Raw genomic sequence first — 18,257 nt, 5'->3', positions numbered from 1 at the left:
TCAAGGAGAAGACCAAGACATGATGAACGTACTGGTTCTGGGCAGCGGAGGCCGCGAACATGCCCTCGCATGGTCCATTGCGAAGTCACCTCAGGTCGGAGACCTATTCATAGCCCCCGGAAACGGAGGAACGGTGCAGTGCGGCCGGAACGTGCCGCTCGATCCGTGCGATGCGGAGGCCGTCATAGGCTTTTCCAAAGACCAGGGGATAGGGCTTGTGGTCATCGGCCCCGAGGCCCCTTTGGTCGCAGGCGTCGCCGACGCCGTCCGCGCGGCGGGAATCCCCGTCTTCGGCCCGAATGCCGACGCCGCCCGGCTCGAGGGCAGCAAATCGTTCTCGAAGGAATTCATGATCAGGCATGGGCTTCCGACCGCGCGGTATCGCGCCTGCGATTGCGAAGCCGACGCCCTCGCGTTCGTGCGCGAGACGGGCGCTCCGATCGTGGTCAAGGCCGATGGTCTGGCCGCAGGCAAGGGTGTCGTCGTGGCGGACGACCTCGAAGAGGCGGAAGAGGCCGTCCATGACTGCTTCGCCGGTGCGTTCGGCACGGCAGGAAGCTCGGTCGTCATTGAAGAATGCCTGGTGGGTCCGGAATGCAGCATGCTTGCATTCATCACCGACGGCGAGGCGGTCTGCATGCCGTGCGCGCAGGATCACAAGCGCGCCTTCGATGGCGATCGCGGCCCGAACACCGGCGGCATGGGCGCGTATTCCCCGGTACCTGCCGTGGACGATGCGCTCGAGACCCGGATGGCGGACATCATGCGCACGGCAGCGGCGGCGACCAAGGAGGAATTCGGCGCGGGGTATCGCGGCGTGCTCTACGGCGGCTTCATGCTGACCGAGGAAGGCCCGAAGCTGCTCGAATTCAACGCTCGCTTCGGCGATCCCGAAACCCAGGCCGTTCTCGCACGCTTCGACGGCGACGTGCTCGACGCGTTCCTTGCCGTGGCCGAGGGCCGCGCTGGCGACGTGCGTCCTTCCTGGAGCGACAAGGTGTCGGTCTGCGTCGTGCTTGCGAGCGGCGGCTATCCTGGATCATACGAAAAAGGCAAGGTCATTCTCGGCATAGAAGAGGCCGAGGAGATGGACGGCGTGCTTGTGTTCCAGGCCGGCACGTCCTACAACGCCGATGACGAGCTCATCACGAGCGGCGGCCGCGTCCTGAACGTGGTCGCGCTCGCCGATTCCTTCGAAGAGGCGCGCGAGCTTGCCTACGAAGCCTGCGACAAGATCAACTTCGAAGGCAAGCAGATGCGGTTCGACATCGCGAAACGAGCGATAGAGGTTTAGATTCATTTATGCTTTCAGAACGACTTTTGAGCAAGGCGGTCCGTCACTACACATCAGGCAATCTGCGCATCGATAGAACCGAAGAGACGCGCATCCCCGGCCCTCAAGCCGGGATGCCGTATATGCTGTACATGCATATACCTTTCTGCGAGCGTTTGTGTCCGTACTGTTCGTTCAATCGGTTCCCTTTCAACGAAGGGCGCGCGAAGGCGTACTACGAGAACCTGCGCCGCGAGATGATGATGGTCAAGGAGCTCGGCTACGACTTCGACTCCCTGTACATCGGCGGCGGCACGCCGACCATCTTGCTGGACGAGCTCTGCAAGACGATCGATGCGGCGAAACGCGAGTTCTCCATCAAAGACGTTTCGTGCGAAACGAACCCGAACCACCTGACGGAACCTTATCTGAGCGAACTCGAAGGACGGGTGAACCGCTTGTCGGTCGGGGTGCAGAGCTTCGATGACGGCCTGCTCAAACAGATGGATCGCTATGACAAGTACGGCGATGCGGCGTCCATCATGGAGGCCGTTAAAATCGCCGCGCCCTACTTCGACTCGATGAACGTGGACATGATCTTCAACTTCCCGGCGCAGACCGAAGACATCCTCCGCCGCGACCTCGAAGCCGTCATCGAGACGGGATGCAACCAGACGACGTTCTATCCTCTGATGGCATCGCCTGCGGTCGAGCGCTCCCTGGCCGCTACCGTCGGTAAGGTCGACTACGATCGCGAGCAGCGTTTCTACCGGATCATCAGCGAGACGCTGACGGACGGGCCCGACGCGCTGTTCACGCATAGCAGCGCATGGACGTTCAACCGTACGGCCGATGCGCCCACGATGATCGATGAATACATCGTCGATTACGAGCAGTATCCGGCGATCGGCAGCGGCGGCTTCACGTATCTGGGCGATTCCCAATACATCAATACCTTCAGCGTGCGCGAGTACAATCAGGCGATCGACGCGGGACGCATGTCCATCATGGGCAAGACCACGTTCTCGAAGGCGAATCGCATGCGGTATCGCTTCCTGATGCAGCTCTTCGGCCTGCGTCTGGATAAAACGCGGTTCGAACGTGATTTCGGCTGCTCGGTGCAAAGGGGCCTGCCGGTCGAATACGCGTTCATGAAGGCGGTCGGCGGCATCGACAAGGACGATGACGAGCAGCTGACGCTCACGCCCAAGGGACGCTACCTCATGGTCGTCATGATGCGGCAGTTCTTCATCGGTGTGAACAACCTGCGCGACCAGGCGCGTTCGATTCTCCCTCCTGAAGAGCGCGAGCTTCTGTTCGGCAGCGGCTGCGCCATGAAGGAGTAGAGGCTCGCGCGAGCGAGCGGTGCGGAGCGCTTCGCGTGCGTTGCCATGCGGGTGCGAAGACGTCGGATCGCACGGTTCGAAACGGTGCGTCGTCTGGGGTCAGGTCCCTTGCGGCCCGCATGCAGGCCGAGGCAAAAACCGCTTGCGCAGACGGTTCGCTACAGGTATCATGCATACTCGCGTTTAACGAACCGGTCAGGTAGCTCAGTTGGTAGAGCAGGGGACTGAAAATCCCCGTGTCGGGGGTTCAAGTCCCTCTCTGACCACCATCGATGCTTGAAGCCGGGCTTTTACAGGCCCGGCTTTTTCTATGCGAAGTCGAGAATGCGGGACGGCGTGTCTATGAGCGTTCGGGCTCCGGCATCCGCAATGGCTTCCCTCGTCTGGTATCCCCAGGTCACTCCGATTCCGAAGACACCTGCGCGCACGGTCGTCCTCATGTCCGTCGTCGAATCTCCGAAGTACGCGATGCGGTCGAGCGGCGCGCCGATGCGTTCCGCCAGCATGATGAGTCCGGTCGGGTCCGGCTTGCGCGGAGCCGTGCCGTCGCCGATGGCGCAGTCCACGAGTCCGTCGAAGAAGCGCGCGATCATGGCGTCCACTCCCGCCTGGTACTTGTTGGACAAGACCCCGATCTTCTTTCCGCGGGCGCGCAGGTCGCGCATGGCTTCGACGATGCCGCCGTACGGGCGGGTGTGCTCGTCGCCATGCGTATCGTAATACGAGGTCCAGCAGGAATAGAGCTCATCGATATTTTCCCGGGGCGCATCCGCGGGAAGCGCCCGCTCAATGAGCGCACGGGTGCCGTCGCCTACCATGAAGCGGACATCCTCCTTCGTGCGCTCGGGGTAGCCGAACGTCTTCAGCATGGCGTTCGTCGTGGCGGTCAGGTCGTCGAGCGTGTACAGGATGGTGCCGTCCATATCGAACACGAATGCGTCGTAACATGCGGCCATTGCGGCCTCCTATCTTGAAAACATCTGTCATGCGCGGATTCATGGTACCCTTCGAAGACCGCCTATGCCACATGCCTACCGCGAAGGAAGGTTCGCCCTATGCAGATCATGGTTGCCAAGGATTCCGAAGAACTTGCCGCCTACGCCGCCGATTGCGTGGCGGAGGTCGTATGCGAGAAGCCCGGCTGTACGCTCGGGTTCGATGTCTTTCCCGACGGGGTGGACGTGTACGGCCAGCTGAGCGCCCGCTATGTCGAGGAAGCGCTCGATTTCTCGCGCGTTGCCGCATTCGGCGTGACCGAATCGCGCGTCGGCCGCAACGACGGTGGGGACGACGAGGCCTATCCTGTGCGCGCCAGGCTCGATGCCGAGCTCTTCGGCGCGACGAACATCCATTCCGAAAACGTCTGCACGCCGGGAGGCGCGGCCGCCGATCCCCATGCTGTCTGCGCCGCCTTCGAAGCCCAGATCAGGCTTCAGGGAGGCATCGATACCCTGATCCTTTCCCTTGGGCCGAACGGCGAGCTGGGAGCGAACGTCCCCGGGGATTTCTTCTCGAACGAGACCTGCTACAACGAAGAACGCGGGGAATTCACCATGGGCATCGGCACTGTCATGGAGGCCCGGCGCATCGTCGTCGTGGCATCCGGAGCGGCCTATGCGGATATCGTAAACCAGGCGTTTTACGGACCCATCACGCCGAAGGTTCCTGCATCCATCCTGCAGTTCCATCCTAACGCGATCGCCGTGCTCGACGATGCGGCGTTTTCCGCATGCGACGCCGCCCAGAAGCTTGAAGAGCAGGAGCATCATCACCATCATCACGGCGAAAACTAGGCTGCGGGCGAGGCTTTCGGGCCATGGCCCGAAAGCTCGACAAGCCGGTTTCGACGGGGATGGAAAGACGTCCGTCGCTTCATGCGTCTGCCCGCCCTCTTGCGCGGCTTCCGTTGAGCGCGCTCTCCAGCATCCTTCTGCTCGCTGTATTTTTTCAGAGCCTTCGGAGCGAATCCGGAGGTTCTTTTCCGTGCAACGGTTCGGTTTTAACGGCGTTCGGGCGAAAATGTTATTAAATTAGGAACAAATATCGTCATCGTCCCGTAATTTGGAGATTTCGAGTGTTATTATCTGCGCGTGCTCGCGTATGGGGACGAGTATGCAATTGGAACAACGTAAAGAGAAAAGGGGGTGTGGCTATGGAATTCCTGTCCGATGTTGCCGTGCTGTCGCGCATACAGTTCGCTTTGGTGGCTATCTTCCACTTCTGCTTCGTTCCGCTGTCAGTCGGCCTTGGTCTGATCCTGGCCCTCAATGAAACCCGCTACTACAAAACGCGCGACCCGCGCGACGCGGCTGCGACGAAGTTCTGGTCGAAGATTTTCGCGACCACGTTTGCCATCGGCGTGGCCACGGGAATCACGATGGAATTCTCGTTCGGCACCAACTGGGCCGATTACAGCCGCTTCGTAGGCGATATCTTCGGCGCCCCCCTTGCGGCTGAAGCCATCTTCGCCTTCTTCATGGAGTCCACGTTCCTCGGCGTCGTGATCTTCGGCCGCAAGAAGGTCGGCCCGAAGTTCTATCTGACCTCCGCCTGGCTCGTCTTCCTCGGCAGCTGCCTGTCGTGCCTCTGGATCCTCATCGCCAACTCCTGGATGCAGACCCCGGCCGGCGCGGAGCTTTCCGCCGACGGCACCAAGGCGGTTCTCACGGACTTCTTCGGTGCGGCGTTCAACGCCTCCACCGGCGTGCGCTATTTCCATACGGTCATGGCCCTGTTCGTGATGGGCGCCTTCATGGCCATCGCGGTTTCCGCCTGGTATATGCGCAAAGAGAAGTTCCGTTACTTCGCTGACAGGACTCTGCGTCTGGGCGCCACGGTCGCGCTCATCTCCACGTGCGTCCTTCTGGTGAGCGCGCATGCCTCGGCGGTCGAGGTCACCGAAGAGCAGCCTTCCAAGATCGCCATGATGGAAGGCCACTATGAAGAAGGCACGTTGCCGCTCTACCTCATCGGCTACGTCGACAAGGACACGCAGGAAGTCGTCGCGCCCCTCAAGCTCGAAGGCTTCACCAGCTTCCTCGCTTCCAATAGCTTCGATACGGAATACCCTGGCCTGAACGATCTCGCCAAGGAAAACGCCGACCTCGATGTCGACAATCTGCCGATCGGCGTGACCTTCGTGAGCTATCACCTGATGGTGCTTATGTTCGGCGCTATTGTGATCGTGCTGGCGCTCGCGCTTATAGCCTCCTATAAGAAGGGCAGCAAGCTCAAGGATAAGAAGTGGTGGCAGTGGATCCTGGTCCTCTCCCCGATCTTCCCGTTCCTCGCGATCGAATCCGGATGGACGGCCGCAGAGGTCGGTCGCCAGCCCTACGTCGTGTATCCTGCGACGAGCTCTCCCGATGGCCTGGGGCTTCTCACCAACGATGCGATTTCCTCGTCTCTTTCTTCCGTTGAGCTGCTTGTGACCATCCTGCTGTTCATCATCGTCTACACGTTCATCTTCATAGCCTGGGCCCGCCTCATCACGGGCTTCATCGGCAAGGGTCCTGTGGACGACCTTGAGGGCAACCCTGTCAGCGACGAGATCGAGGAGGCGAAATAACCATGACCGTACTGGGAATCATCTGGTTCATCCTCATCTTCGTACTGATCGCCGGATACTTCGTTCTTGACGGATTCGACCTGGGCGCCGGCGTCCTGAGCCCCTTCGTCGCCAAGACCGACGAGGAAAAGGCGCTCCTGCGCCGCAGCGTCGGTCCTGTGTGGGACGGCAACGAGGTTTGGCTCCTGACCGCGGGCGGCGCGCTGTTCGCTGCATTCGCGCCGGCATACGCCACCACGTTCTCCGGTTTCTACCTGGCCATCATCCTCGTGCTCATGGGCCTCATCGTTCGCGCGATCTCTCTGGAGTATTCCGCGAACGAAACGAAGCCCGGTTGGAAGAAGGCGTGGAACGCCCTGTTCTTCGTGGGTTCGCTGCTTCCGGCCCTGCTCTTCGGCGTCGCCATCGGCAACGTGTACGCGGGCATTCCGATGAATGCCAACGGCGACTACGTCGGCATTCCCCTGCTCGGCCTCGTCACGCCCTTCACGCTGCTGTGCGGCCTGCTCGGCCTGTCCATGTTCATTCTGCAGGGAGCATCCTGGCTTGCGCTGAAGGCTCCCGAGGGTAGCGCGATGGCCGTTCGCGCCCGCATGGCTCGTCGGACCTTCGCCATCCTGGCGATCGTGTTCTTCGCGCTCGTCACCGTCTACGCTCTGGTCATCATCAAGCCCGAGATGGTCGGCGGCCTGTCCATCCTGCGCATCGCCTTCGCCGTGCTCTTCGTCGCGATGCTTGCCGCCACCTTCATGAAGGCGACGGACGAGAAGGCTTCGCTCGTCGTGTTCCTCGCCTCGTCCGTTGCGTGCTTCGCTTTGGTTGCGCTGCTGGGTGCGAGCCTGTTCCCGAATCTGGTCGTGGCGGGTGCCGGCGATCCGTTCAATCTGTTCGCAACGGCCGCTTCCGGCGCGAATATCACGATCGAGACGGCTGCGTCCGAAGATTTGACGCTCGCCTGGATGCTTGGCATCACCTGTGTCGGTCTTCCCTTCGTGCTGCTGTACCACTTCCTGGTCTACCGCACGTTCGCAGGAAAGCTCACGAAGGAAGACGCGAGCGAGTACTGATGATTGACGGGCCGGGCGCCACGGCGTCCGGCCCGCGGCGTGCCGGAACACGCTTCGGCACGCACGTATATCGGATGGAGAGAAAGATCCTTCCAGTTGAACGAATGCCTCCCCTTCCCCGATGACGGGAAAGGGGAGGCATCGTGCGTCAAAGGGCGAGCGGACCTGAGGGGTTCAGCATCTTCGTCACCCTTCCATTCTTGGACGGGAGGGCGACGATGCGTGGGCACGCTCGCGATAAAGGGCGCCCGAGGAGGATTCCTGAATCGAGCGAGAATCCTCCTTCGTTCGTCTCGGAACGATTGCTTGGACTAACTCATTCGAAGCGCGGTGCCTTCGATATCGATGGATTCGATTTCGTCGAGATCAATGATGCGGTCGAAGACGATGTTCGTGGTGCAGGTCGGATGCTCGGTGTCCCCATCGATACGCCCGCCTCCGTTCGCGTCGCATTCGAAGGAGGTCCCGTCTTTCAGGGTTACGGTCGCGCGGGCGCCGAGCAGTTCGTTGGAAAGCCTCGCATCCTGGGCGTTTTCGCGGCCGGAAGCCTCGTCGCCTCGGAAGGAAGTTCCGTCCTTCAAGGAGATTCCACGGCCCTCATCGCTCCATGCGACGGGACGGTCGACCTGATAGGCGAGGTGCAGGGAAATGGGGGAGATGCTCGCGTCGACGATATGGGCGTCATATCCGTAGAGGTCGAACGATTCGGCGGCGGAAAGGGCGACGGAAGAGTCTTCGTAGGCGATGTCGAACCTGAGGTTCCATGTGCCTTCGGCGATGGTTTCGAATCCGGAGGCATCGTCACGCATCAGATTCTTCATGTGAGAGCGCACGACGCTTCCGGCCAGGCTCTCCGTTGCGTCGTAGCTCATCGTTTCCACATACTGGATGGCTGGGTCGTCAGGATCCGCATCGTAGAAATACGCGCTTCCGGAAGCGCCGCCCCAGTCGATGTCGGCCGTCGTATTCTGCTCGTAGAACATGAAGCCGGCAAGGATCCCGTTCTCGTTCGTGTCAAGATCGTCGAACGCGCTGCCGTCGTCCTTGGAGATCGAATAGACGATCGTGTAGGTATGCGCGTCGCCGATGATAGCATCCGCGCTGACGGTGATGCCGCCGTCGCTTGCGGTCGCTCCCAGGGGATGGCCGATCGATTCAACGACCTCGGTCTTCGCGGGTGCTCCGTTGAACAGGTCGTCCGTGGCGTTCTGCAGCGTGACCAAGTTGCCTGTCGCATAGGCGCCCCCTCCCCCGAGCGCAAGGGCGGCGACGACGGCCGCGGCAGCGACGCGCGCGGGATGCTTCCGGAACCAGGCGGCCGCGCGTGCTGCGGAGGCCGGGCGATCGACGCGGGGCGCATACGCGCGGCTCTGCCCTGACGCATCGCCCGCATCCGCTGCGCACGCGGCGCCCGCGCCTGCGATCGGGGCGCTGCGGGAGCCGGATCCTTGCGCTCGTGCATCGGCGGCATGCGCGAGCCTTTCCGCCATACGGTCCTTCTCTTCGGAAGGGAATTTCAAATCGTCAAGAGCTCGAGCGTAGGTCTCGGCGAAGCCTTCGTTCATGATGCGCTCCTTTCAAGCATGGCGCGCAGCTTCTTGCGTCCGCGGCTCAGAGCCGCTCCGACGGCGGATTCGCTCCTGTCGGTCATGCGCGCGATTTCGGCTATGGAGTATCCCTCGTAATAATGCAGGTAGATCGCTTCTCGGTAGATGAGTTGGAGCTTCTGCACCGCCTCAAGCGTCTCGTCGTGCGGGTGCCCAGGAGCTTCCGCATAGCGGGCCTCATCCAGGCTGACGAATCGTCCCCGCCCCTGCTTCAGACGGTCCTTGCAGGCATTGATCGTGACGCGGATGATCCAAGCCTTCTCATGTTCGGTTCCGGCGAAGGGGACGGTTCGTGCCAGGGTTTTCAGAAGGACGTCCTGGCATACGTCTTCCGCGTCGCAGGTCGAGTTCAGGTAGGTGTAGCTCAGCCTGAGAATGAGGTCGGCATAGTCATGGACCAGGCGTCTTGCCTCGGAATCCGCGTCTGTCGGTCTCGATGCCCTCATCCGGCCTCCTTTCGAATCGCATTGAATCATGCAACGTTGCTTACCTACAACACGATTCGCGGCGGCGATTCTTGACAGCGAAATGCGAACGGCGTCAGCTGCATGCGGAACGACGTTTCGCCGATCGTTATGCAGTACGCCGCGGGAATGGTGTTCCATCGGTCGAGACGAGGCATGCGTATCGCGGCAAAGGGCATGCGGCAGGGCTATAGTGGAGGGGCAACGAAACCGGAGATAGGAGCCGCCATGCGCTACGATGAGCTGAAAGACATGATCAAGGACGCCATGAAGGCCCACGACAAAGTGCGGCTCTCCATCCTGCGCCAGCTTCATGGCGAGATCAAGAACATCGAGGTCGACGAGCGGCGCGAAGCGACCGAGGCCGATGTCGACGCCATGACGAAGCGCCTGATCAAGCAGACGAAAGAGACGCTCGAAGGGTCCGTTAAGGCCGGCACGAACGAAGAGCGCACTGAGACGCTTCGCATCCAGGTCGCCATTCTCGAAGATCTGCTTCCCGAACAGCTTTCAGGAGACGCGCTCTGCGAGCTCGTCGACGCGACCATAGCCGAGCTCGGCGCGACCACGAAACGCGACATGGGCAAGGTCATGGGCGCCCTCACGAAGGCGACCGGCGGGAACTTCGACAAGGCCGCTGCCGCCAAGATCGTCGGCGGGAAGCTGGCATAAGCCGTTCTGCGGTTCTTTCTCGGGATGTCGAGGCGACCGGGACATTCGTTTCGCACTCCGATGCCGACCGCGGTCGAACCGCATGACTTTCGGCCTATCCGTCAGTCGCACGCTGCATCGGGCTGCGGTGCGCTAGAGTCTGCCCCGATTCACGGTGCGGGTCTTGCGATGCTTCACCGGTTCGCGAAAATCGATCTCGATCTGGTTGTCGAGCACATCGCTCTTGGCCCGCTTGACCTGCACGTCATCGATATTCCAGGTCACGGCTTCATTGCCGTAGGCAACGAGCATATGCATGCGCGCATCGCGCAGGTTCTGCTTCGATCCCGCGCGGTGCTCGCTTTCGAATTCGAACGATCCTGACGTGGGGTTCTCGTTCTGCGGAGAGCGGTAGTGAGCGATGTAGACGGCCATCGTCGGATCCTCCCTAGGCGTCCTGCGCGACGCCGAGGCATTCGCGTGCGATATGCAGATCCGATTTGACTTCGGGAAACGAGTCTCCCCTATGCTGGCGGGTCTCGTCGCCCTTCGCAAGCAGGCAGACCACGGCATCGTTTTCACCCGCCACCTCGAACGCGCGGATGATGGCCTGCTCGCGGTCGACGATGATTTCGCACGGCGTATCCGCCGGCGTGTTCGCCGCCAGCTCCTCGGCGATAGCGCGCGGATCTTCGTGCGCAGGGTCCTCCTCGGTGTAGATCAGGTAGTCGGCGAACTGCGCGGCCACGCGGGGCAGAACCTCGCGACGTTCGAACGCCTTGTCGCCCGGCGCGCCGAACACCGCCACGACCTTCGCCGCAAGGTGCTCTTTCCTGACCGATGTGAAGAACGTCTTATAGGAAAGCTCGTTGTGGGCATAGTCCACGAGCGCGATGGTGCTGCCTGCGGCAGACCGCACGACCTCCATGCGGCCGGGTACGCGGACATGCGCGAGGCCTGAGGCGATGTCTTCGAAGCCGATGCCCGCGATGCGCGCCATCGCGATGGCGGCCAAGGCGTTTTCCGCATTGAAGAGGCCGGCCATGCCCAATGTCATAGGGCGTGCCCCCCCTTCGCAGGCCAGATCGAATGCGATGCCGTCTCGGCACGGCCGTACGTCTCTGGCGCTGTAGTCGGCTTCCGGCCGATCGACGCCGAAGGTCAGCAGGCGCTCGGCGCGTCGTGCATGTTCGAGCACCTCGTCGACGAGGTCGGAATCGAGGTTCACGACGGCGGTGCGGCATTGGTCGAAGATGCGCAGCTTCGACGCGAAATAGTCCTCGAACGAGGGATGCTCGCTCGGGGAGATGTGGTCGCGTCCGATATTCAGGAAGCACGCGACGTCCAGCATGAGGCCGAGCGTGCGGTCGTATTTAAGGGCATGGCTCGAGACTTCCATGACCAGGTGCTTCCTGCCGGATTCGGCAGTATTGAAGACGTGGCGCCACAAATCGACGGCCTCGGGCGTCGTGTTATGGCTTTCGAACGCGTCGATCCCGTCGTCGGTTTCGATCGATCCGATGATGGAAGGCCGCATGCCCGCCGCCGCGAAGATCGACTTCAGCAGGAACGACGTGGTGGATTTGCCTTTCGTGCCCGTGATGCCCATGATATCGATGCGCTTATCGGGACGCCCGTACGCCGCGCGCGCGGCGTAGGCCATGGCCGGTCGGATGTCGTCGGTGACGAGGTGGGAAACGCCTTCGGCATGCGCGCTCAGATCAGGCTCCGAGGATTCGTCGCAGAGGTACGCCGCCGCTCCTGCGTTCAGCGCATCTTCCAGGTAGGCGGGCTTGAACGCGGCGCCCTTGCAGGCGAACAGCGCTTCCGGGCCCACGGCCCGCGAGTCTATGGACATCCCGCGAACCGGCCGATCCGGTCCGACGAGCCGGATCTTCACGCCCTGCGCGGCGATCGCGTCGGCGAGGGATGAGAGGGTCGTTTCAGGCGGAAGGCAGGATGTCATGGCGTTCCTTCTTTTGCGATTTGGCTTAAGTCTCAAGCATAGCCCATGGAGGGCTTCGGAACGTCTGATATATTGATGGGAAATCATCGAGCCAACCCCCATTTCGAAGGAGCGAAGGATGAGGGCACTCCCTTCCCAATTGCTTGACGGTCGCATGAGGATCGTCTGGATGGCATCCGGCGCGCTCAAGGCGCTTGTCGCCGTCGCCGTCATCATGGGCGCATATGCGGCCGTCTCTTTCAACGGCATCGTGCCGCCTTCGTGGGTCCTGCCGACGCTCATCGCGCTCGCCGTTGTCGCCGTCATCGTGTACGCCGTAGCGTATCCCATGCTCAAGTATCGATTCTGGCGATACGAGGTTGCCGAGAACGATCTGGATATCGTGCAAGGGGTCGTCTGGCGCACCCGTACCGTCATTCCGTTCGTGCGCGTTCAGAACACCGACACGGTGCAGGGCCCGATTCTGAGGATCCTCGGATTGGCGAGCGTGACCGTGGCCACGGCGGCCGGATCGCACGTCATTCCGGGCCTAGCCTTCGATGCGGCGGACGCTCTGCGCGACCGCATCGCCGAGCAGGCCCGCCTCGCTCAGGAGGACGTATGATTCCCGAGACCCTGAAGCCGGGTGCGCATCGCGTCCATTCTTCATATGTCTGGCTCGGCAGCCTGCCGATCATCCTGTCCCTCATAGTCGCCTCGCTGCCCGGATTGGTCCAGGTTCTGACGCTGGTCCTTATCGTTCCTCTTATGGCCCTGATCGCCGTGCTCGTGCTCGGTCTGCGCGTCTTGGGATGGACCCGCCTGTCATACGAGCTGTCGGAAACCGAATTCCGCAAGTCGTGGGGCGTCGTCTTCAAGCGCAAGACCCATGTGCCCTACCAGCGCATCCAGTCGGTCAATCAGTCCGCGCGCCCGCTGCAGCGCGTCGTGGGCGTCTGCGACGTGCGCATCGAAACCGCGGGCGGCTCGTCCAACGAGGCCATCGTTCTGCAATGCATGCGCGTCTCCGAAGTCGAGGCCCTGCGCGGCGAGCTGTTCCGTCGCAAGAAGGTCCTGCTCGACGGCGGATCGCTCGATGCCTGGGGAAGCGCCACCGTGGACGGCGTCGTCTATCCGTCGCAGTGGGCATGCATCCAGTACGGCGTCGATCCGTCTCAGGCCCGTCCGGTTCGCGTCGACGGAACGCCCGTCGACGTCGCGTCTTCAACGCGCGCTTCCGCCCCTTCGGCTCCATCCGGCGGCATCTCCGTCGCCGGCAGCGCGCAGCCCGGAGCCGAGGCCAACCTTCTCGGAGGCGTCGCCGCCGCGTCCGACCGGTTTCGCGGTCTCGATGGCGGGGAAGCCGTGGAGACGGGTCCTGTCTCGTATGAAACCGGCCTTTCCAATGTCGAGCTGCTGCTTGCGGGGCTGACGGGAATCGGGTCGTCCGTCGGCGTCGTTCTTGCGGCGCTCTTCGGTGCCCTGGGATACCTTCCCTCGGTCGTGAACGATCGGCTCCGTGCGTATTTCGAGGAGATGGCGGGATCTTCTCTCGACCCCGCGCTCTCCCTGCAGGCAGGCGATATGGCCTCCTTTTCCGCGAACGGCCTTGTCGGGGCGATCGCGATTGCGCTGCTCGTCCTGTTCATCCTGCTCGTCTTCTCGGCTCTCGGATCCATGCTCACGTACGGCAGCTTCCGCCTGCGTCGCCGGGGGTCTCGCATCGAAATCGAATCGGGTCTTGTCAGCCGCGCGTTTCACGGCATCGACGTCGATCGCGTGCAATCAATCGTCATCGATCAGTCGTTTTTCCGTCGTTTGATCGGGTACTGCGAGATCAGGGTCGAGAAGATCGACACGCTCGATCCCTCGCAGAAGCAGGCCGGCCAGGCGGCGCACGGAACGATCCTGCATCCGTTCATCAAGCTTTCGCGCGTGCCGTCCCTGCTCGAGGGCATTCTTCCCGAATTCGCTTCCTATCCCGATCTTGCTGTCAGACCGGCCCCCGCGGCTCTGCGCCGCGGCATCATGAGGATCGCCGTCTGGCGGAACTTCGGGGCCTACGCGGCGATCGCCATGGGCGTTTTGCTTGCGGTTTCGTTCGCCTTGGATCCGCTGGTTGCTTCCGACCAGGCTCTCGTCGTCCTGATTTCCATCGCGCGCGGCATCATAGGGGTCCTGCTCGCCTTCTGCCTGATCGACGTCGTCCTCTCCATCGCGCGCGCCGTGCTCTGGTTCAAGGGCTCGGGCATCGGATACGACCGCCGCTTCATGACGCTCGTGAACGGCGGGTTCTCGCGGCGCACATCCGTCGTCCCTCGTCAGAAGATCCAGTTTGCCACGCTTTCCGCGAATCCTTTCCAGCGCGCCTCGAAGGTTCGCTGCGCATCGGTGCGCACGGCCGCCGGCATCGACGGCAAGACGACGACGCTCTGGGATCTCTCGCTTTCGGATGCGAACGCCTGGCTGGAATGGGCGCGTCCGCGCGGTTAACGGCCCTGTGCTAGAATCCCGACATGGGAAGCGAATGCGACAGAACATCCGTCCGCGCGCCGCGTTCGGTGCGTGAGTACCGCCTGGGCGAGGAAATCGCCAACGCGATCACGCACGGCATCGGCGCGCTGCTCGCCATCGCCGCCATCCCCGTCATGATCGTGACCGCCGTGTCGCACGGCGGAGGGGCGCATCTCGCATCCGCGATCGTCTTCGGCGTATCCATGCTGCTCGAATACCTCGCCTCGACGCTGTACCATGCGCTCGCGCACGAAGGCGCCAAGCGCGTCTTCAAGGTCATGGACCACTGCGCCATCTACTTGCTCATCGCCGGATCGTACACGCCTTTCTGCCTGATCGCCCTCGCGGACCACGGAGGGTTCGTCCTGTTCTGCGTCGTCTGGGCGGCCGCGCTCGTCGGCATGGCGGTCGAAGCGTTCTGGGTCTTTCGTCCGCGGTGGGCCTCCGCTCTTCTGTATCTGCTGCTCGGATGGTGTGTCGTATGGTTTTTGCCCGTGCTTTACGCATCTTTGCCGCGTCCGGGCTTTTTCTTGCTGCTCATTGGCGGCATCCTGTATTCGATCGGAGCAGGGTTCTACATCCTGAAGAAGATCCCGTACATGCACACGGTCTTCCATGTCTTCGTGCTTGTCGGGACCATCTGCCATTTCTTCGCCGTCGAGCTCTTTCTCCTGTGACCGGTAGCGCCGGGTAGGCGCATCTTGTAAGAAGGTTGTGACGCAACTTCCATGGACGTAGGCATATCCATCCTAGTCACGCTCGTCCTCATCGTCGTCAACGGGTTCTTCTCGGGCTCGGAGATGGCGCTCGTCAGCGCCAAGCGCGTCGTTTTGCAGAAAGAAGCCGAGGAAGGCTCCCGACGCGCGCAGAAGGCGCTTGCGCTCTCCGAGGATCCCGATCGGTTCCTCGCGGCCATCCAGGTCGCCATCACGCTCGTCGGATTCTTCGCCTCCGCGACGGCGGCGACGAACCTATCGGCCCCGCTCTCCTCATGGCTCTCCTCGTTCGGCATCGACTGGCTTACGGCGGCTTCCCAGGTGGCGGCTCCTATCCTGATCACGCTCATCGTCTCCTATGCGAGCATCGTCTTCGGCGAACTGGTGCCTAAGCGCCTCGCTCTCGCCGATGCGGAGAAGATGGCAGGCGCCGTGGCCGGCCCCCTGACGGCGTTTTCGACCATCGCCTCGCCTCTCGTGCGTCTGACGGCGGCTTCGTCCGACGTGGTCGCGCGCGCGATGGGCATCAAGAGCGCTGCGGATCGCCAGGACGTCTCCGAGGAGGAGATCCGCTACATCGTGGCCGACAACGACGAGCTCGATGACGAAGAGAAGCGCATGATCCACGAGGTGCTCGACCTCGGCGATACGACGGCGGAGGAGGCCATGACTCCGCGCGTCGATATGGTGGTCATCGAGGCGGCGGACACGGTCCTGCATGCTATCGAGCTCATGCGGAAAACCGGGTATTCCCGCCTGCCGGTGTTTTCAGGAGATCACGACAACGTCGTCGGCATGGTGCGCTACAAGGATCTCATCGGCCCGCTGCTCGAGGATCGCGAGAACGATCCCGTGTCCTCCTGTTTAGCCCCCATCAGCTACGTTCCCGAGAGCAAGGACCTCATGCCCCTGCTCAACGAGATGCAAACGAATCGTCAACAGATGGTCATGGTCGTAGACGAATACGGCGGCACCGCTGGTTTAATTACCATCGAAGACATCGTGGAGGAAATCGTCGGCGACATCATCGACGAGACCGACCTCGAGAACCGCCATATCATACAGACGGCTCCGGACGAATGGCTCGCCGACGGAGCGTTCACCTGCGACGATGCCGCCGATCTCGGTTGGCCTGTCGAGGTGAGCGATGCGTATGAGACCATTGCCGGCTGGCTGATGGACACGTTCGACCGCGTTCCTCAGGTCGGCAACGAGCTCGTGTTCGAGGGCTATGTCTTCAGAGTCCAGCAGATGCGTCGCCGTCGTATCGCGAAAGTGCTGGTCAGGCGTCTTGAAGAATCGGCGTCTGAACCTGAGGCGGAAGACGGGGCGACGCGCGAGGCGCACGAGGCGTGAGCGCGCCTCCGGGCAGGGTCGAAAGGAGGCGGGCCGCCATGGAGAGGTCGATCGGGGATTTCAATATCAGGCGGTCCCGCGACGACGTCGCCATAGCCGGCATCTGCGCAGGCCTTGCCGATTATTTCGACGTCGATGCCCTCGTCGTGCGCATACTTGCGCTCCTTGCGCTCCTTGCGAGCTTCGGCGCCGCGGCATTCGCCTATCTGGTTCTGTGGGCCGTCATCCCCATGCGGGAGGACGGCGATCCCATCACGGTGCGTGCGGAAGGCGCGCCCGACCCGAGCATGTCCCCGATACTGACGCGCAAAGCCTGCCTGGTGATCTGGTCGACCGCCTTCGTCGCCTGCATCGGCTTCGCCGGCGCGCTCGATATCGTTCTCGTCGATTCTCACTGGTGGCAGTTCTGGCCCATCATCCCGTTCTCGTTCGGCATCATGATGATGGTGTTTCCCGTCCGTCGCCGGTTCCACGCCGATCTTATGGCATGCGGCATCGCGTTCGTCGGCATCGGGCTGCTGCTGCTCTTCTGCTCCATCGATCTGCTGTCGTGGACGACCGTTCCCGAGGCTGCCGGCGATCTCTGGCCGCTCCTTGCCGTGTCCGTCGGCTGCTCCGTCTACGGGCATGTGCGGAGAAGCAATCTGATGATCTTCGCGAGCGGGCTCTTCGTTCTTGTCGCAGCGATTCTTGCCGCGACGGTCTTCGGCATCCCGGGCGACGTGGACGCGCTGGCGTTCCGGGTTCTTCCCGGGTCCGAGTACGAGATTACGGCAGCGCCCCTGATGGAGGCCAAGGGTTAGCGGCGCGGCGTCTCGTCCGGTGCATCCGCCTTCGTCGCCCTCCATGCCATTCTTACTAAAAATACATATCTGACCTTGTGATTTGTTATTGACAGCCCTTCTACGCTAGAATGTCGCGGTTACCTATTCACAGCCTTTCGAGTCGATGCGAAGGAGGGGGCTTGGCAGCAACGCCGATACATACGGGCGCTCGTTCGAACGCGAAGCTCTTCTTCTTTTTCGTGAAGGCCGCGGCCGTCACCGTCGTCGCCGTGATCGTCGCGTCGGGCGTCTGGCAGCCTGCGTCGGCATCGCTCAAAGTCGATCTTTCCACCATCGGCATCGGTGACCGCCAGAGCACCGCGTCCGATATTTCGGGTTCGAATCCGTCGAGCCGCCTGTCGGGCACGACGGACGCGTCGTCTGCCCGCAAGGGCGCTTCCGCCGCCCGCAGCATCTCGGTGAAGGATCCCGATCCCGTCGTCGTCCTCGCCGCCATCGATGAATCCAACGCCCATACCGTCGCAGCTGCCGAAGAGGTCGGCACGATGACCCCGCTGCCCACGGCGCCCCATGTCCTTCCCGATGTTTCGGACGGCTGGTCGACCGGCAGCGCATCCGCGTACAGCATCGTCGACAACGACGATGGCGAAGGCAACTTCAACACCACCGCCACCGCATCCGGTCGCAAGCTCGATGACGGCGGCATCACCGTCGCCGTTCCCGAGTCCCAGTCCTGGCGTCTCGGCCAGGCGGTCGCCGTCATGTGCGGGGACAAGGTGGTCGTCGCGACGGTCACCGACACCGGCGGCTTCGCCCCGTACGGGCGCGACCTGGACCTCGCGCCCGGAACATGGAAGGCGCTCGGAGCACGGAGCGTCGGCGACTGGGGCGTTCGCACCGTCTACTACAAATTCCTGTAAGATGCGCTTTCAAGGCGCATCTTCCATGTAGAGGGAAAGAGGTCC

At 62.2% G+C, this 18,257-nt stretch carries 17 protein-coding genes and 1 tRNA gene; 13 read left to right on the top strand and 5 right to left on the bottom strand.

The window, feature by feature from the left end; genetic code table 11:
- The first annotated feature begins 19 nt into the window (after nt 1–19).
- The 3 genes from purD to HMPREF0762_RS05085 all read left to right on the top strand — a co-directional run bounded on the left by purD (nt 20) and on the right by HMPREF0762_RS05085 (nt 2,888).
- The gene (gene purD, locus HMPREF0762_RS05095) at nt 20–1,294 is read left to right on the top strand and encodes a phosphoribosylamine--glycine ligase (protein WP_006362427.1); all 1,275 of its coding nucleotides are present in this window, start codon (nt 20–22) and stop codon (nt 1,292–1,294) included.
- Between the two features lie 8 nt (nt 1,295–1,302).
- On the top strand, nt 1,303–2,619 hold the full coding sequence (locus HMPREF0762_RS05090; protein ID WP_006362425.1) for a coproporphyrinogen III oxidase family protein: 1,317 nt from the start codon (nt 1,303–1,305) through the stop codon (nt 2,617–2,619).
- Between the two features lie 193 nt (nt 2,620–2,812).
- Nucleotides 2,813–2,888 (top strand) — tRNA-Phe (locus HMPREF0762_RS05085).
- A gap of 39 nt (nt 2,889–2,927) precedes the next feature.
- On the opposite strand, the gene HMPREF0762_RS05080 is transcribed toward HMPREF0762_RS05085, so the two are convergent.
- On the bottom strand, nt 2,928–3,575 hold the full coding sequence (locus HMPREF0762_RS05080) for an HAD family hydrolase (RefSeq protein ID WP_006362424.1): 648 nt from the start codon (nt 3,573–3,575) through the stop codon (nt 2,928–2,930).
- A 99-nt stretch (nt 3,576–3,674) separates the two neighbouring features.
- Here HMPREF0762_RS05080 and HMPREF0762_RS05075 point away from each other — a divergent pair, with 99 nt between their 5' ends.
- From HMPREF0762_RS05075 to cydB, 3 genes are all read left to right on the top strand, one after another.
- A complete protein-coding gene (locus tag HMPREF0762_RS05075) occupies nt 3,675–4,412 on the top strand; it encodes a sugar phosphate isomerase family (protein ID WP_006362423.1) in 738 nt (245 codons plus the stop codon).
- Between the two features lie 359 nt (nt 4,413–4,771).
- The gene (locus HMPREF0762_RS05070) at nt 4,772–6,187 is read left to right on the top strand and encodes a cytochrome ubiquinol oxidase subunit I (protein WP_006362421.1); all 1,416 of its coding nucleotides are present in this window, start codon (nt 4,772–4,774) and stop codon (nt 6,185–6,187) included.
- Between the two features lie 2 nt (nt 6,188–6,189).
- Nucleotides 6,190–7,254, top strand: a complete 1,065-nt coding sequence (gene cydB / locus HMPREF0762_RS05065; RefSeq protein ID WP_006362420.1) for a cytochrome d ubiquinol oxidase subunit II — start codon at nt 6,190–6,192, stop codon at nt 7,252–7,254.
- Between the two features lie 311 nt (nt 7,255–7,565).
- Here the strand turns inward: cydB and HMPREF0762_RS05060 are convergent, their stop codons facing one another.
- Together HMPREF0762_RS05060 and HMPREF0762_RS05055 are read right to left on the bottom strand one after the other, a co-directional pair.
- Nucleotides 7,566–8,819 carry a DUF4179 domain-containing protein gene (locus HMPREF0762_RS05060; RefSeq protein ID WP_006362418.1) on the bottom strand — a complete coding sequence of 418 codons (1,254 nt, stop codon included), beginning with the start codon at nt 8,817–8,819 and terminating at the stop codon, nt 7,566–7,568.
- Entirely contained in the window at nt 8,816–9,307 is a 492-nt protein-coding gene (locus HMPREF0762_RS05055; RefSeq protein WP_006362417.1) for an RNA polymerase sigma factor, read from the bottom strand. The genes HMPREF0762_RS05060 and HMPREF0762_RS05055 overlap by 4 nt, the downstream gene beginning before the upstream one ends.
- A gap of 246 nt (nt 9,308–9,553) precedes the next feature.
- Here HMPREF0762_RS05055 and HMPREF0762_RS05050 point away from each other — a divergent pair, with 246 nt between their 5' ends.
- Nucleotides 9,554–9,997, top strand: a complete 444-nt coding sequence (locus HMPREF0762_RS05050) for a GatB/YqeY domain-containing protein (RefSeq protein WP_040619054.1) — start codon at nt 9,554–9,556, stop codon at nt 9,995–9,997.
- Nucleotides 9,998–10,129: 132 nt separating this feature from the next.
- Here HMPREF0762_RS05050 and HMPREF0762_RS05045 read toward each other — a convergent pair whose 3' ends face one another.
- Together HMPREF0762_RS05045 and HMPREF0762_RS05040 are read right to left on the bottom strand one after the other, a co-directional pair.
- Nucleotides 10,130–10,411: a hypothetical protein gene (locus HMPREF0762_RS05045; RefSeq protein WP_006362415.1), complete on the bottom strand. Its 282-nt coding sequence runs from the start codon at nt 10,409–10,411 to the stop codon at nt 10,130–10,132.
- 13 nt (nt 10,412–10,424) lie between these two features.
- Nucleotides 10,425–11,942 carry a Mur ligase family protein gene (locus HMPREF0762_RS05040; protein ID WP_006362414.1) on the bottom strand — a complete coding sequence of 506 codons (1,518 nt, stop codon included), beginning with the start codon at nt 11,940–11,942 and terminating at the stop codon, nt 10,425–10,427.
- A 118-nt stretch (nt 11,943–12,060) separates the two neighbouring features.
- Here HMPREF0762_RS05040 and HMPREF0762_RS05035 point away from each other — a divergent pair, with 118 nt between their 5' ends.
- From HMPREF0762_RS05035 to HMPREF0762_RS05010, 6 genes are all read left to right on the top strand, one after another.
- Entirely contained in the window at nt 12,061–12,546 is a 486-nt protein-coding gene (locus HMPREF0762_RS05035; protein WP_006362413.1) for a PH domain-containing protein, read from the top strand.
- On the top strand, nt 12,543–14,414 hold the full coding sequence (locus tag HMPREF0762_RS05030) for a PH domain-containing protein (RefSeq protein ID WP_006362412.1): 1,872 nt from the start codon (nt 12,543–12,545) through the stop codon (nt 14,412–14,414). Before HMPREF0762_RS05035 ends, HMPREF0762_RS05030 begins: the two co-directional genes overlap by 4 nt.
- 23 nt (nt 14,415–14,437) lie before the next feature.
- Entirely contained in the window at nt 14,438–15,112 is a 675-nt protein-coding gene (gene trhA, locus HMPREF0762_RS05025; RefSeq protein WP_040619052.1) for a PAQR family membrane homeostasis protein TrhA, read from the top strand.
- Between the two features lie 51 nt (nt 15,113–15,163).
- Entirely contained in the window at nt 15,164–16,507 is a 1,344-nt protein-coding gene (locus HMPREF0762_RS05020) for a hemolysin family protein (protein WP_006362410.1), read from the top strand.
- 38 nt (nt 16,508–16,545) lie between these two features.
- Nucleotides 16,546–17,310, top strand: coding sequence for a PspC domain-containing protein (locus tag HMPREF0762_RS05015; protein ID WP_006362409.1), 765 nt, complete (start codon nt 16,546–16,548; stop codon nt 17,308–17,310).
- 161 nt (nt 17,311–17,471) lie between these two features.
- A complete protein-coding gene (locus HMPREF0762_RS05010) occupies nt 17,472–18,212 on the top strand; it encodes an RlpA-like double-psi beta-barrel domain-containing protein (protein WP_006362408.1) in 741 nt (246 codons plus the stop codon).
- Nucleotides 18,213–18,257 lie beyond the last annotated feature (45 nt).

It is taken from the genome of Slackia exigua ATCC 700122, from assembly GCF_000162875.1.
GTDB classification, from domain to species: domain Bacteria; phylum Actinomycetota; class Coriobacteriia; order Coriobacteriales; family Eggerthellaceae; genus Slackia; species Slackia exigua.
This window is presented reverse-complemented; position numbering and strand designations above follow the sequence as displayed.